This window comes from Bacillus sp. m3-13, assembly GCF_000175075.1.
Lineage (GTDB): Bacteria > Bacillota > Bacilli > Bacillales > Bacillaceae_I > Sutcliffiella_A > Sutcliffiella_A horikoshii_C.
On record NZ_ACPC01000047.1, the window covers coordinates 34,997 to 49,427 of the forward strand.

Here is a 14,431-nt window from a genome sequence, read left to right on the forward strand (position 1 = left end):
ATTTTAGCCCTCCAAAACAAAAAACAAAGCTCCCTCAAAACGGGAGCTTTGCCAATATATCAATATATCTGTTGTTCTACTGTATCCCTTCCTCATCTGCCTCCAACAGCATTTCCGCCACAAGCCACTTTAATGTCTCTTGGAAAACAGTCTGATCCTCGGCTGGAGTCAATGGGACGAGACTGATACTTTTCCCGTCCAGTTCCTCCACTTCAATCCCACCGTGCTTTTCAGGATAGAGCACAAGCACCTGATGCACCGGGCGATATTTCTGCCAACGCTTTTTCCCATAGATATAGGGAGACCTGACATTATCGGCATAGCTTGTCAGCTGCCTCATCGAATCTGTCAATGCATGACGTTTGCGGTACTTCATGTCAATCATAATGGTGCCAATATAGATCTCCCGTAAGAACAGATCCATCCGAACATCCGGATTATTATTTGTACCAGTCGTATACACCGGCACCGTCCATTTATCCGTTGCTTCCGGATGGCTCGGAATCGTTCCGTCATAGGTAATATGCAGAGAAATATCTCCAAACCTATATTGAATCATATTATCCTTTGCGACAGGCTTACTAGTTATCTCGAAGCTACCACGTTGCCCGGCCTCTCCACTGCCCATCTCGCCAAACACATCCACCACCTGCAGCCAACCCCAAATCTCATATAACTGATCGGTTCGTTTCCACTGCTGTCCAAGCCCTGTGTGAACGGGAATCTCATCCCCTTGAAGAGCCTGGTCGATTTGATAAAGCTTTCGGTACCTTACATCCACAAACATGACCGTAGGAACCGCAAGTGCCTTTTTATAAGACACCTCCCGATACCAATGGCTGGATTTAACCAGACTTAACGCGCCACTCATGCGCATTGCTTTTCCACGATACTCCTTTAATTCCTCCACAAGGCGCCGCTTTCTCTCCAATGGAAGGGAAATGGAGAACGAATAGTCCTTGCGAGTAGATAACCCTTTAATGGTCGTATCCATACAAGCCACAAACTCATGCAACAACCTGTTCCATTTTTCCAAAATTGCCTTTAACATCTGATTTTCCGGCAGGTCATAATTTATCCGCTTTTGCACCGATTTCACCAGATTCATCGTATCCGGCCGTTTCAACCGGTGCTGAATGGACACAACGTCCACATGCGCAGGCATTTCAGCAGGTTGCATCTGGTATTCTTTCGCGACCGAAGACCGCACCTTTTTGGCAAGGTCGGAAACAAGGGCGTATATATCCGTAAAATAATGCTGCAGCACCTGGTACTGACGAAACAATACCGGATCAATCCGCAAGGCCACTAAACTCTTCGGGCTATGCTGTTTGCGGATGACGTCGAGGGCAACACCCTTTAGTTTTCCTTCTACATCAGAGCGCATCGTGGCAAGCTGATCGTCAAAAAGTCTGTTCGAAATAACCTTTACGAGCGTATAAAACGTCCTCCCATCTGACGTTTCCACCCTCAAGCTGTACAGACCAGGAATATAAGGATAATAGTTATCGGAAGTAGAATGCCTGAAAAGTGTTACATGAGCATTGCAGCCAAGGTAATTCTCCTCTGACTCCTGATCAACCAACAACCTGTCATCCCCAAGCCCATCAAATCCGTCCATATAACATTTTGCACCCTGATCCTCACAGCGGAAACGCAACTCAAGATTGACGTTCTCCCGAATCTCCGTGTAGACATGTACAGTTTCATCCCAGTCTGAGAGATGCTCGACAAAGCTTTGAACCTCTGAATCTTCCCGAGATCCGTTTTGAAAAACATGTGTAAAAATAACCGAAAAAGGCTGCGTGCTACATGGTGTATCCATTATATTTCAGCTCTTTCGCTTTTTGTTTGATGACATTTCTGCTTTCCTTGAAAATCGATACATTTGTATAGCGATCAAATAATCGTATTAACAAACTGCCTTCCACAGTATCCTTTTCACGGTTGTAGCGTCCAAGCAATTCCCTAAGCTGATCTTCAGACCCTCTCACCTTCGTCAAAACACGCTGAACAACTTGAAGGTCAAAGGCATCCTCCCGTAAAATATATTCCTGCACCGGGAGATTGCCCAAATACTGATCAATCTGCTTCACAATCCGCGGACCCACTCCGACCTGTTTGTTCACATTCTGCATCATTTGGTGAACCTCCCACAACAATGCAAGTTCATCATCATGAAGACTTATACTTCTATTTTTATATTGAAAAGATTCAAATGTGTCATAATCGACTTCATCTGCCCGGGCGACCATCCCTTTTTTCTTTTCCGGCAGCTGTTTCATCTCCGTGAACGGCATCACATCTAACGACAACACATTCGCCCGGTCCAACACTTTATCGGAAAAGTGATAAGTCGACTCATCCATATTGACGGTTCCGACAAACAAGACGTTTTCCCGAATCACGATGGTCGGCGGATATTGAGCGGAATTATACAACCTGCTCTCCAAATCATCGTTATACAACCTCAACACACGCTTCCCATGATCCATCTCCAAAATCGATAAGAACTGAGAAAAATAATGCTCCACCCTTGCCAAGTTCATCTCATCAAAGCAGATAATATAAAGCTTATCCTTATCATCTTCCGCCTTTCGAAGGGCATTGATCAATCCAGAATCCCCGGGACGGTACACCATATTCAGCGTATCCGCATAACCAATTAGATCGGAATCCGACGTCCAGGACGGACTTACCGGAATGACTGTAAGCTGCTCTCCTTTTAACCCAAGTGACTGACTGTACAACTCCACCAGCTTTGTTTTCCCTGTTCCACTCATTCCTGACAAGACCACAAGAGACGACGACTTCATGGAAGTGTGAAAATTAATCAGATTCTCTTTTCGATATATGAGTCCAGCGTCTTGCGTGTGACTATATAGAAGCTCCAAAAACTCCTGTTCCTTTTCGTTTCCTTTTGGGGCAGGTACGTTGATTTCGCTTGTCGGCTTTTCCATCACCGAAACGGCAACTTCTTGCCTGCTGCCTTGAATGTCCGGTGAGGCTTGCTGCTCTAAGGAAGCTGACCCGCTCCCGGTCTCTTGCGGGTAATTTTCTCTAGCAAACTCGCTAGATACCTGTACCGCCTCTTGTTCTTCTAAACGATTCAATAACTCCTGATAAATTCCAATTGGCACAAATGCAACATTTGGACTTTCATCCGTGAGGTAGCACTCATCCAGCCACTCTTCCTCCAAGTCCAACCCTTTCAACTCATCCCGCAATTCAAAGTTGAAACCACCATGCGCATACTGATGTTTTTCAAACACGCCGTACACTGTAAACTGTTCGTCCTCATCCGTTTCTTCCTTCCAAAGCACAATCGGAGGGGTATCATTCGCCTCATGGGACACTTCCACAATGCGGCCGACAAATTTCTTCTCTACAAGCCTTGATATAAATTCACCCTGCCCCATCCCATTTACTTTTTGGCTGAAAATAGGAACAGGAATCAGCTTCAAATCCTTTTCATAACTTGGAAGCTTCGGCATCACCCGCACACCAAACATGTTATACACTTCTTCATGATTGTAACGAATGCGTTTCTCCACCTTGAAAATTAACAACCGATCATCCAACCATTCGCGTAATTTTTCTTTACGAATAAATTCCGGCTGCAAATAATCATCTTCAAATCCCCATTTTTCCAAATCAGAATAAAATCCTGTCACCGCTTTGACATTCGGAAAGCTTTCGGCAGGCTGTGAAATGATTCGGACAAAAAACTGGAGACTGTCCTGCTTATTTATTAAAATGGAGTCCCTGTACAGTAGCTCACTTTGATCAACATCTGCCAGTACACCAACTAAGTCATTCTCCCAAACCTTATTCATCGCTCTCAACCTTTCTCTATATAACGTTTCATTGTCGGGAAATCGCTAAATTCTTTTATACTTTTCTGTACCGTTCGTTTTATCTTCCTTCTCACCTGTGGCGGCACTAGATACGTCATCATCCAAACCTCATCGCACTTTTCAAGCCAATCCGATTCCAGTGCTTCCGGAACATCCTTTAGTTCCAAAACACGAATGGTGTGTTTTGCTGAATTTTCTGTTAATTTATTCTTCGGATCACCCACCAAGACGATTTCCTTTTGATCCGTTGCAACTGGTTGTTTTTCATCTACCTTAGCTGCTGTTGCGGCCACTTCTTGTTGTTGATGAAGCAACATCGCGTTCAAGTGAGAAATCTCCCCCTTCAACTTTGCCACTTCCTCTTTCAGCGTTTCATTTTCAACAGCGGTTTTCTTATTGTTTTCTACCGTTTCCCTGTGTTGGGCCCGTTCAGTACCAAGTTCCTGCTGCAGCTTTAGCTTCTCGCTCAATGCCGATTGTTTCTCTTCCTTAGATTGCTGCTTTAACTGCGAGTACTTTTTTTCCCAATCTCCTATTTTCGCACGCAAATCCTTATTCTTGTCTTCGGATTTATTCCATTTTTTCTCCCAGTCCGATGTGGACTTGGACTCCCCTTTTTCTTGCTGGACCTCATCTTCCTTTTTTTCTTTGCTGTCTATGAGACTACTTAAATCATCCACCTGATATTTTTCTAGCAACGTCTCTTCCAGCTCCAGCGCAAGCTTTTCAAACTTCTCCTCTTCGCTCGCATATAAACCACCAAGAATCAGATGCAGCTCTTTTCCTTCTTCATATATCTCGATTAATGCATTCAGCGTAATTTCGTCCCCTTTGTCTGCCGGTTCATCTGCTTCGTCATCATTTATCGTGTAATAAGCTTTTATCATTTTTAGATTTCGCGGCTTCAATGCTTCAGCGATAACCATCGCCCTTGCATGTTTTATATTTTCCTGATTTATTTGGCGGAAGCCTTTTACCTGTATCGACCAAAAGTCCGCTAACTCCACCAATTCTCCATCTGGAATCGTACTAAATACCTTTTTCCATGTTTCCCTGCTCAATTGAATGACCCCCTCTTATTTCTTGTTAGTTTCCTATTTTCTTTGGTACTCTATTAAGTAATGACACTTTTAATTCTACATGAATACACACGTTTTTGTAAGGTTTCGAAAATTTAAACATAGAACTATCTTCCTAGAGAGCTCTTTTCTAAAAGATTGTTGTTATTTAGAGAGGTGATTGGTCATGAGTCTTTTACAAAAAATAAAAGAAATACCTGCTACACCAGGTGTTTATCTAATGAAGGACTCTTTAGGCCAAGTCATCTATGTGGGAAAATCAAAACGTCTTCGCCAACGCGTCCAGTCCTATTTCAGGGAGTCATCTGCTCATTCAAACAAAGTCCGAAAACTTGTCAAACATATAAGAGATTTAGAGATCATCGAGACAGATACGGAGTTCGAAGCACTACTGCTCGAATGGCAGCTCATCCAAGAAATCCGCCCACAATACAACCGACAAATGAAAACACCAGAGGCATTCCTCTATCTAACCATTCGAAAAGTCGGCAAGCTCTATCGTCTTCGCCCAACCACCCAGCCCTTGCGTGGCGGCGACGGCTGGAGCTTTGGACCATATACAAGCAGAAAAACAGTCAGTTTTGCAATACAAGGATTGAAAGATGTATACCGACTAAACTGCTCTAACCCCGCCATCAACGGGTCTCCCTGCCTAAACTATTCTCTTGGCCTTTGCCGCGGCATCTGTCTTGGAGGCAAAGCAGTCGGTGAGTACAATGCCATTGTGGAACAGCTAATCGCCTTGCTTAATGGGGAAAGTGCAGAGTTGCTGGAAGACATGCAGCAGGAGATGGGGCAACTTGCGGCCGACTTGGATTTTGAGCGTGCAGCTAGATACCGTAACTGCATACAATCTTTACAGGCCCTACTGCAAAAAGAAGATGTGATGGACTTTACGGAAGGAAATCATTTAATGTTAGTCGCGGAAAAACTGGATGAACAACGGGTGAAGTGCTTTTTTATTCGGAGGACAGATGTGTTGTTTAGTGAGGTTTATGGCGGTGGGGACGGAATGGATGAGGAAGTCCTTCAGAAAATTACCGCGAGGCTTTCGGGTGAACTTACTGACGCCGCCCCTGCTGCAGCGCGAGAAGTAAGCCGCTTTGAAATTGATAAAGCGCAAATTATCTACAGTTATCTGCGCAGTGGTAAATGTACGTATAAAATGGTCAGTCGTGTGGATTTGGATGCGTTGGAATCGGTAGTTTTAGAGGTATTTTCTGAAGAATAGGAGCTCGTGCTCATTTTCCATTTTTTCCAAATCGCCCGATTACCTGTGATTTTCGCCCGTATTTTTGAAAAATCGCCCGTAATTTTTTATTTTCGCCCGATTATCCAAATTATCGCCCGTAAATCTGAAAAATCGCCCGTATTTTTGGATTTTTGCCCGATTTAGTTAAAGTTCAACATCAAAATAAAGAAGCATGCCAAGGGGCACTCCCACATCGCATGCTTCCAGCAACCTTAAACACTCACTAACCTACTCCGCAAACTAATATTCACAAACGAATATGGACTGGAGAACTCCTCAAAACCAACCTCAACCTTCAAGTTGTGCTTATCATGATTCCACACAAAGTTACTCAAGCCCTTTATCCGATTATAGAACCCCTCCACTTGCTCTTCTGTCAACAGTTCAAAACCATGCACAAGACGGCTTTTATTCCGCAACGTAATCATATTATTCATATCCGCAAGTCCAATATCGCGGACCATTGGCTCTTGCAGTGCCCTCAGCAAAATCAGCCCGCTCATCAGGGTAATTTTGTTCGGAAAATAATGCAACGGCCGGTAATTTGGAAATACCTGCTCCCCTAGCACATTGTAGTCTTTCAACAACTGTTGCTGATCGAGATGACTGAAGCTAGCATTGGCCGTATAAATACCATGCTTTAACAACAACCTCTGGACCGTCATCTCCAAACACCTATACGTCAAAAGGGCTGTAATATCATGTTTGTTATTGGATTTATAGTGCTTCGTCATCTCAAACAAATAAGCGTAAAGATGCCAATAAAGCTGGTCATTACTCAGTTTTTCACGGTCTGAACGGTCGTGCAATGCCATCAACGGTTCAATCGCTTTCAGCTGCTTACGCAAATCATACGTCGGCACCTCTGATAACTCCATTCGCTCCGCCCATTCCACCGCTTTCCTTATGTAGTCGTGTGCCAGATCAAACCGCATCGATTCCAGATGAGCATAACCAACAGCCAGATTTTCAAGTACCTCATACTTACGAGGGTTGATCACCCGCTCCTTGATCGCCTTAAAAATCTCTGCCGCCGCTTCAAAATCCTCACTGTTAAACTTGGCAATCCCACGCTTATATTCATTCTGACCAAACACCACAAGCGGGTCCTGCAGAATCATCGGCTCCTCTTTTCCAAGATAGCCGCTATCGGATTCCTCCTTATGAATATAGAGCAGGTCCATACCAAGATGATTTGCCGTCAGCGTGCAGCCGGTCACCATACTTTTCGTACCATCCGTAATATCAATCGCCACTCTATTAAGCTTGTTTTCTTGCATAATTCTATTCTTCTCAATGAACTTGTTAATCATCTCGTAAACATCTGTACCATTTGTTTTCCGGATGACTTCATGATCGCACTGCGTATGAATCAGTTCAGCCCTTTTGCAAATCTCATCCACGTACTTCTCTGTATCCTCTGAGCATAAAAAGAACACCCGCTTAGGGCTCAACGCCTTAATCCACATCACCAACGGCTCGATGTTGTAGCCGACCGTCATGATTAAATAATCATATTCTTGAATTTCTCGGTTCGCCTGCTTTTCCGCAACCTTCTTCTTAAACTCATGACAGACATTATCAAACATGTGTTGAAAGTAATATTCCTTGGCTTCATCTTTGTTTTGGCGGAGTTTTTCGTAATATACTGCTAAATGATGTTTCAATTAAATTGCCCCCTCCTTTTTCACCCTTTTATCTATATATCTATTTGTATGTATGTGCATAATCAATTAATAAAATTATCCTATAACAGGATTATAATAGACCTGGATATATTTATCTAGACAGGGATTGAAATATAAAACGCCTTTATCCATATGAATAAGGCGTTTACATATTTATAATTCCAATTCTATAAAATTAAAAGGTCCTTTTCTGTGAGTGAAGCAAACTCTAAAATTAAATCAAGCATCTCCTGATAACCTTTCTCTGAAACAGGTTGTAGGCCATGTGCCAGAATCGACATATTACGTAAGCTTAACCTTTTAACTATATCATCGTGGCGTTTCACATATAATCTTCCTAGGTCATCCTCGAGTTCATTTAATAGAAGGAAGTTTGAATGCAATCCAAATTTAAGAAATTCGCTAGTTGGATCTCCATACCTTTTTACATATTCACTCCTAATGGACTCAGAAATTTGCTCTTTTTTGCACCTACTTGAATGGATACCATACTTTTCAATTAATTGATTTTGGCCAAATAGCTCGAGCGCACGATACAAGCGGGCAACCGCGTCATCACATCCTTTATCCCTTCACCATATATACCCCAAACGGCGATTCCAATCTACCATCCTTCTCCATCATCGCAACCAAATCACGGTACCCTTGGCCGTAGACGTCATTTCTTCTCATCAACGAGTCGTGGATTTTGTCTGCATATTCCTTTTCGTCGATGGAGCGGGCGTAGTGGACTTCGATCCAGCTTGCGAAGCCTTCTATTTCTTGGATGGTCATGTATTGCATGTTCAGGTTGTCAAACTGCCAGACGTGGGTAAGTTCATGGGCCAAGGTGATGGCGATTTGGACGCGCGGGGCGCCCATTTCAATATAGACGGACATGTTTTTGTCTTCATCCATGGTGGCACGGCCGACGATTCTTGGGTTGTATTTGGTTGTCGGGACGAACGGGATGCCGCTTAGTTCGTGCAGTTTTTTGGCGCTGTGCAGTTTCATGTTGATGTCACGGCGCAGCTCGATGCCAAATGAGTTGACGAAGTATTGACGGATCTCAGGGTAAATGGCCTCTACTTGTGACACTTCTGTGATGGCGGTTTGTGTGCAGTAAGAGCAACGGTTAAGTCCTTCGTCCACTTCTTCAAAATCGGTAGAATAGTATTCTTTAGCACAATAATCACATTCTATTTTTTCTATGCCTTCATCGTTTAGGATGACAGGTTTATGATTGCCTTGGCGGAGCTCACGCAGGCAACCAGCCGGCAGCAATGTGCGGATTAGGTTTGATGTTTCTTCCAAAGCAAAGGCATGTGGTACATCAGGAGCACCCATTTTCAAGAAAGCGGCATGATTCAGTGGGTCCTCGAGCAGCCAGGCTAGATAATCGTCCACAATTTCAAGAATGTGCTCCCAGTTTTCCTGAATGGACGCGAGCAATCCAAGCTGAAGTGTAGAGTCTTCAATAAAATAGAGTTCCACGGCTTCTTCGTTCTTATGTTCCACCTTTAAAGTTGGAAACAGACCATCAAATAGCTCCTCGTCTTCCTTGTGAGTATCGTTAAACCCTTCAGACAGCTTCGTAGTCGCCTTTACATACATATGGGACGACGGGAAGAGGCTGAAGAAAGTTTCATTTAGCAAGAATGCCAGGGTGAAGGCGATTTTCTCTTTATTTTCTATGGCGAACAAACCTTGGCGTTGACGAAGTGATACTTTGAGCACCTTTCCATTTGGATAGATTCTCCTTGCCTGCTGTTTTTGTTTTTCCGTCAGAGTTTGATAGGAGTAAAAAGCATCATCAAAATTGATATCATTTTGAAACTTGAAATAGCCTTCCGTTACGACATCAACCACTGTTTCGCCTGTTTGAAACACCTGTTCATAAGGACCAACCTGCTTGATGTCCGTTACGCCTACAAGATCACCTATCGTGTAAACCTGATTCTGACGGTACAGCGGTTTTCCGGTGAGAGACTGAAAGCTAACATCCACTTGCTTCATCTCTTCGTTAAATTCATTCATTCGAAACAGTTGCCCATCTAGTGTTAACAGTTGGCCTGGCAAGTATTGTTGAAAGAGATGGCCGCTGAACACACTGCCGATAATTTTACCAGTATGGGTTTTGAATTCGAAAAAGTCATAACTGTTTTTGGTAAGCATTTCCCTGACCCTTACTGCAAACTTATAAGAGACCGTTTCCTCAAAACTCTTGCTTTTCGAATGAAAGCTCCGGTCTTTTTTTACTTCAATTGCATGGCGATAATCCTCTTCTGCACCAAAATGTTGCTGAAAGAAGCGGTTTATCCCTTCCATCACAATTGGTTCTTGGATATCCGCGCTTCGGAGGAAGCTTTTGACCTCTTGCTCCGGGATATGAGTATGGGACATCCTTTCTAGTAAAAACAAGGCGGCGCCCCAATTTCGTTTTGAAAGTCGCGGAGCCAGCGGTGACACCTTCCTGTTGTTGTCGAGATAAAATTCTGCCGTGCCCGCCAAGTAGTCACGCAACAAATACGGCGGACTTATGATGTGCACAAACAGCTCATCTTTCGCATTGGACCAACATTGGGAAATGGTGTCAATCAGGTTGTAATTCGAGTCCCTTAACTAAAAACAAACCTTGCTCTTCCCTTGGAACCTCCCAATAATTTTTGTAATAATGGGATCGTTTCTGGAAAGAATCGATATAGTCGCCGGAGATATACAGTTCTCTCAGGTGATTAGGATTATCGATTAGTTCGTCGATACTTTCTGAGACCGGGTTTTTATCTTGATACAGGTAGCTGATTTTCTCAATATTATATTTGAGTGCGATTGTCGCAAGTGCCGCTTCCGGTTCAATGACGCGATGAGTTAGCTTTGGAAAAAGCCGCTTCTGAAAATGCTCCTTCCCCTCTTGGCGCCACACTATATAATAGAAGTTTCTGCTTTTCGGAACAGTGGCAAGCGTGTCGTAAATATTGGCCTTCGTAATTTTTCGTAAAGATGCTTCCAGACCCTCTCCCCATTGAGAAAGAACAATATATTGTAGCTCCTTTTGCAAGTAATCCTCCAGTCTCAACGTAAAGGTATGAACAAGCATGCCGTATTCCATAATGATTCGTTCTGCTTCGATCATCAGTACCGCTTCGAATTCCGCCGTTCCATTGGCATGCTCGAAATAGTCGTACACGCCTCTTTCCATCAGATTTTCCGGAGCAAGTACGAGAATATTAGTTTCAATTTTCTCTTCAATTGTCTGGTTCAAAGTAGCAACCTTCCACAGGAAGTCGATCCCGCTCGAACGTTTTATGCCATCTTCTATCCAATCTACTGCATGTTCGGCACTTTGTTTATCCTTTGTCAGCACGACGATTTTTTTATTTTTCACCAGCATCGAGGTGATGGCAGGAAACAAAAACGGACTAATTTCATCATAGACCGGATCTTCCAAGAGAACGTCCTTTTCTTGAAGGATGTTTTTCAAAAAATCCATATGGCTTGCCCGCAACGGAATGTTACGCTTTTGCAGCCGCTGCAGTATTTCTGTGAACTGCTTTTCTACTTCTCCAAGGGCCGGGTCTTTACCCAATAGAGCAAAGCTTGGAGTGGATGCCGTCTGTGTTTCGATATGCCCTTGGGTAAGAATTCGTTCCGGCCACATATCTTGGTAGACATGGAATAAATCCTTGTATTTGGAATTCAGTCTCGACTTGCTGTTCTCCCCTTCAAATGTTTCCTGGCGCAGTTTCGGCCTCTTTCCGCCAAGGAACCAGGCGCATTCCAAAATGACGATCAGAGAAAGAGCCGGATAAGTTGGAAGGAAAGGCTGAACAACGTCTATCCTTCCATAAACGATGCCTGCAATATATAAACAGAGTATGAACGCAGGTAGAAAGCTGATAAACACAAACACGTTACGGGGATAGAACCATTCAGGCTTTAAAGTGATACTCCGTTTATCATCATGGTAGGCGATCGCAACCGTACGGGAATCCCCGTTTTTTACAATAAGGCGTTTACGAATGTTCTCTGGCAATCGTTGAACCAATGTCACAAATAGGGAGTTTCGTGAGCCTCTGGAGAACCGGTTGATTCCTGAGAACTTCGCTACTACCCAAGAACCTGTGACCTCCACTGTTTTTGCAGCCATTTTCAACCCCAAAAACAACAACAGAATAACCATGTTTAAAAAGAGCAGCACAGCTCCTTCTAAAAAAGGAAATCTTTCATAGGCCATATTGATATATGGGTTGGACAAGACATAATCAATTCGAAGGACCGCCAAGGCGAACAGGACACCAAGGAACGGGAACCATAACTGCTTGTGTCTTTTTTCTTCTTTATAATTGGTCGCCCAAAGGGATGCGATGATTCCAAGGAACACGACGATGGAAGTAAATAATAATAGCCATTGATTCATAGTTTATACACCTGATCTTTTACTAATCTAAGCTCCTGAATGACATGAAGATAACCGGCATGTACGGAGCTTTTTTGTTTACCTACAGAGATGGACAGTTTTTCAAGCTCCGTCTCTTTTTCGATCTGACAGTCAAATGGCGAGTAGATCGGACTTTCTGAGACATCCACTTCCGGTTTGAACTTTGTTTCGAAAAAATCGTGGTATTCCTTGTTTAATTTTGGCGAGAGTCCTAGATTGTTGATGAGCCGTCCACATGTATCAAGAAATTCATCGACCCTGCTTTGATGATAGCGGAGCTGATGGTTCTCTTGCTTAATCTGATCGTAATGGGCTTTGACGGTTTCGTAATACTGCCTCGTCCGATAAAGCTCATACATTTTGTTCAAATAGTTGTTGTACTTCCTATGACTTTCCTGTTGGCTTTGCAAAAGATCTTTGCGCTTGTCTTCAGAATTCTTGCTTAACCGTTCCACTGGCTTTAGCATATAAGCCTTTACTAGAAAACCAATGGCAAGTACCCCAAATAACATTCCTGCAGGTACGATGGAATAAGAAAGCCAGTTATTACGGAAGTCGATGGTACTCCACTCCAAGGAGAACAACTGAGGAGCCAAGAGCATCAGTCCCGATACTCCCATGGCAATGGCTACCTGCTTTTTGGTTGGACAGGCTTTGGAGTGGATCTCCATATAGAAGTTGGCAACTCTCTCATGCTTTTCCCACTCTTTCGTCTCGATGCTTTGACCTGGTTCATTTTCATCTAGCTCTGCATACAGGGTGTCCACTTTATCTTTTAACTCTTCCAAGTACTCGGTGATTTCCACTTTTTCATCTTCAAGCACGGACTTTCTTCTTTTCAATTGTTGAATTTTTTTTGCACCGGCACGGGCACCAGAAATCATATCCCTTTCCCTTTTTTCCAGTTCTGCACTGACACCATCCATGTACTTTTCCCATTCAAGCATGTAGGTCGCTTGGTTTCTGATTTTAAAGACAGGGGCCAAGAGACCTTCATTTTCCTTTAGTGGCTCTGTCGAATAGGGCTGAACTTGCACCTCTTCAAATCGATTATGGGTCATCCCTTGTCTATCTAAGAGCTTGCTCTCAATCTTCGTCCTGGCTGCATGTAGAGAAGAATCATAACCGGAAAGCATCTCCTCTAGTTTTCCGCTTCGCAACACCACTTCCAATTCAAAAATACCACCGGGGGAAATTTGAGAAAGGATGTGATCCTTGAATGCGACGGCATTAAGGAATAAGGCGATATTAACAAGGGCTGTCGTTCGTTTTTCAACCGAATAAATGGCAGAAGTCTGTCGAATAATCCGGTAGTCGCCAATCGAAGACTGAATGGACAGCTTCTCCTTTAACAGTTCCTTTAAAATAGCTGATGGCGCAAAGTCTGCGAGGTCTTCTGCAAGCGGTGGGATTTTCTTTCGTTGTAACAGCTGCAAAAAGGAAGCTTCCAAGCTTTCCAATTGCGGTAGCGTCAGTTGTTCCCCAATGATGGTATCCTGTTTTAACAATTCTTTCTTGTCGCGGATGATTTCAATAAACCTTCCCGAAACACGGTTTATTTTTTCCACAAGAACAGAGATGAATGCTGGATCCGGACGGTCTATACGGCCCGCTTCGGTCAAGTTCAACTGATTGCCCCATGTGGCATCAAGCTCCTCTAGTTCCCTTTGTACAAACATATTTGCCGGATGTCTCACTGTCATTTCATCAAAATAATATCCCTCATTGTCCAGTTGCCAATATGGGTTGCTGTCCCCATCATCTGGAGCAAAATTCGAAGTCCTTTTGATAGGATCGAGCATCAGGAAGGCCACCGCACGTGGTGGTAGTTCATGTTCAATGAACTGCCGGAAAAACTTCTCCCTCATTTCTTTTAAAAGACAGGTGAGACGTTTAGTATTCAGCCTTGGACACGGAACGGTTGTCAACACGACGGCCTGCCATTTGGACACCCTCATCTGGGACATATGGTGAGTGATTTCGTGATACAGCTTGTCGAAGCCACTCCCATTCTTACCCTCCTCCACCTGAAAGATGGAAAGTTGACCTGCGCTTTGGACCTTGTAAAAGAACGGTTCGATCAGATGCCAATCCTGTGGGACGTCCTGTAGTTGAATTACAATTGTATGCATGGTAAA

The 14,431-nt window shown here is 43.6% G+C and carries 8 protein-coding genes and 1 pseudogene; 1 reads left to right on the plus strand and 8 read right to left on the minus strand.

The genetic code is table 11. The annotated features are described in order from the left end of the window. Nucleotides 1-76: 76 nt before the first annotated feature. The 3 genes from M313_RS0119395 to M313_RS0119405 are packed head-to-tail and all read right to left on the minus strand — an operon-like array spanning nucleotide 77 to nucleotide 4,918. The gene (locus M313_RS0119395) at nucleotides 77-1,825 is read right to left on the minus strand and encodes a DUF2357 domain-containing protein (protein WP_010199190.1); all 1,749 of its coding nucleotides are present in this window, start codon (nucleotides 1,823-1,825) and stop codon (nucleotides 77-79) included. Continuing rightward, complete coding sequence (locus M313_RS0119400; protein WP_010199192.1) at nucleotides 1,809-3,836, minus strand: McrB family protein; 2,028 nt, start codon at nucleotides 3,834-3,836, stop codon at nucleotides 1,809-1,811. Before M313_RS0119400 ends, M313_RS0119395 begins: the two co-directional genes overlap by 17 nt. Before the next feature lie 5 nt (nucleotides 3,837-3,841). Beyond that, nucleotides 3,842-4,918 carry a hypothetical protein gene (locus M313_RS0119405; RefSeq protein ID WP_010199194.1) on the minus strand — a complete coding sequence of 359 codons (1,077 nt, stop codon included), beginning with the start codon at nucleotides 4,916-4,918 and terminating at the stop codon, nucleotides 3,842-3,844. 184 nt (nucleotides 4,919-5,102) lie between these two features. Here M313_RS0119405 and M313_RS24150 point away from each other — a divergent pair, with 184 nt between their 5' ends. Next, nucleotides 5,103-6,167 (plus strand): GIY-YIG nuclease family protein, encoded by a 1,065-nt coding sequence (locus M313_RS24150; protein WP_010199196.1) that lies wholly within the window; start codon nucleotides 5,103-5,105, stop codon nucleotides 6,165-6,167. A 233-nt stretch (nucleotides 6,168-6,400) separates the two neighbouring features. Here M313_RS24150 and M313_RS0119415 read toward each other — a convergent pair whose 3' ends face one another. The 5 genes and pseudogenes from M313_RS0119415 to M313_RS0119435 form a co-directional block, all read right to left on the minus strand. Beyond that, nucleotides 6,401-7,855, minus strand: a complete 1,455-nt coding sequence (locus M313_RS0119415) for a TIGR02710 family CRISPR-associated CARF protein (RefSeq protein ID WP_010199198.1) — start codon at nucleotides 7,853-7,855, stop codon at nucleotides 6,401-6,403. A 188-nt stretch (nucleotides 7,856-8,043) separates the two neighbouring features. After that, nucleotides 8,044-8,424 (minus strand): annotated as a pseudogene (locus M313_RS0119420) (hypothetical protein); the annotation flags it as partial. Nucleotides 8,425-8,440: 16 nt separating this feature from the next. Then, nucleotides 8,441-10,405 carry a hypothetical protein gene (locus M313_RS0119425; protein ID WP_157182516.1) on the minus strand — a complete coding sequence of 655 codons (1,965 nt, stop codon included), beginning with the start codon at nucleotides 10,403-10,405 and terminating at the stop codon, nucleotides 8,441-8,443. A 43-nt stretch (nucleotides 10,406-10,448) separates the two neighbouring features. Next, the gene (locus M313_RS0119430; protein ID WP_010199207.1) at nucleotides 10,449-12,272 is read right to left on the minus strand and encodes a hypothetical protein; all 1,824 of its coding nucleotides are present in this window, start codon (nucleotides 12,270-12,272) and stop codon (nucleotides 10,449-10,451) included. After that, on the minus strand, nucleotides 12,269-14,425 hold the full coding sequence (locus tag M313_RS0119435) for a hypothetical protein (protein WP_010199210.1): 2,157 nt from the start codon (nucleotides 14,423-14,425) through the stop codon (nucleotides 12,269-12,271). Before M313_RS0119435 ends, M313_RS0119430 begins: the two co-directional genes overlap by 4 nt. Between the last annotated feature and the right edge of the window lie 6 nt (nucleotides 14,426-14,431).

Bases quoted from the DNA above. Each gene is read 5' to 3' on its own strand.
- M313_RS0119395 (WP_010199190.1), bottom strand. From the start codon at position 1,825: ATGGATACACCATGTAGCACGCAGCCTTTTTCGGTTATTTTTACACAT.
- M313_RS0119400 (WP_010199192.1), bottom strand. From the start codon at position 3,836: ATGAATAAGGTTTGGGAGAATGACTTAGTTGGTGTACTGGCAGATGTT.
- M313_RS24150 (WP_010199196.1), top strand. From the start codon at position 5,103: ATGAGTCTTTTACAAAAAATAAAAGAAATACCTGCTACACCAGGTGTT.
- M313_RS0119430 (WP_010199207.1), bottom strand. From the start codon at position 12,272: ATGAATCAATGGCTATTATTATTTACTTCCATCGTCGTGTTCCTTGGA.
- M313_RS0119435 (WP_010199210.1), bottom strand. From the start codon at position 14,425: ATGCATACAATTGTAATTCAACTACAGGACGTCCCACAGGATTGGCAT.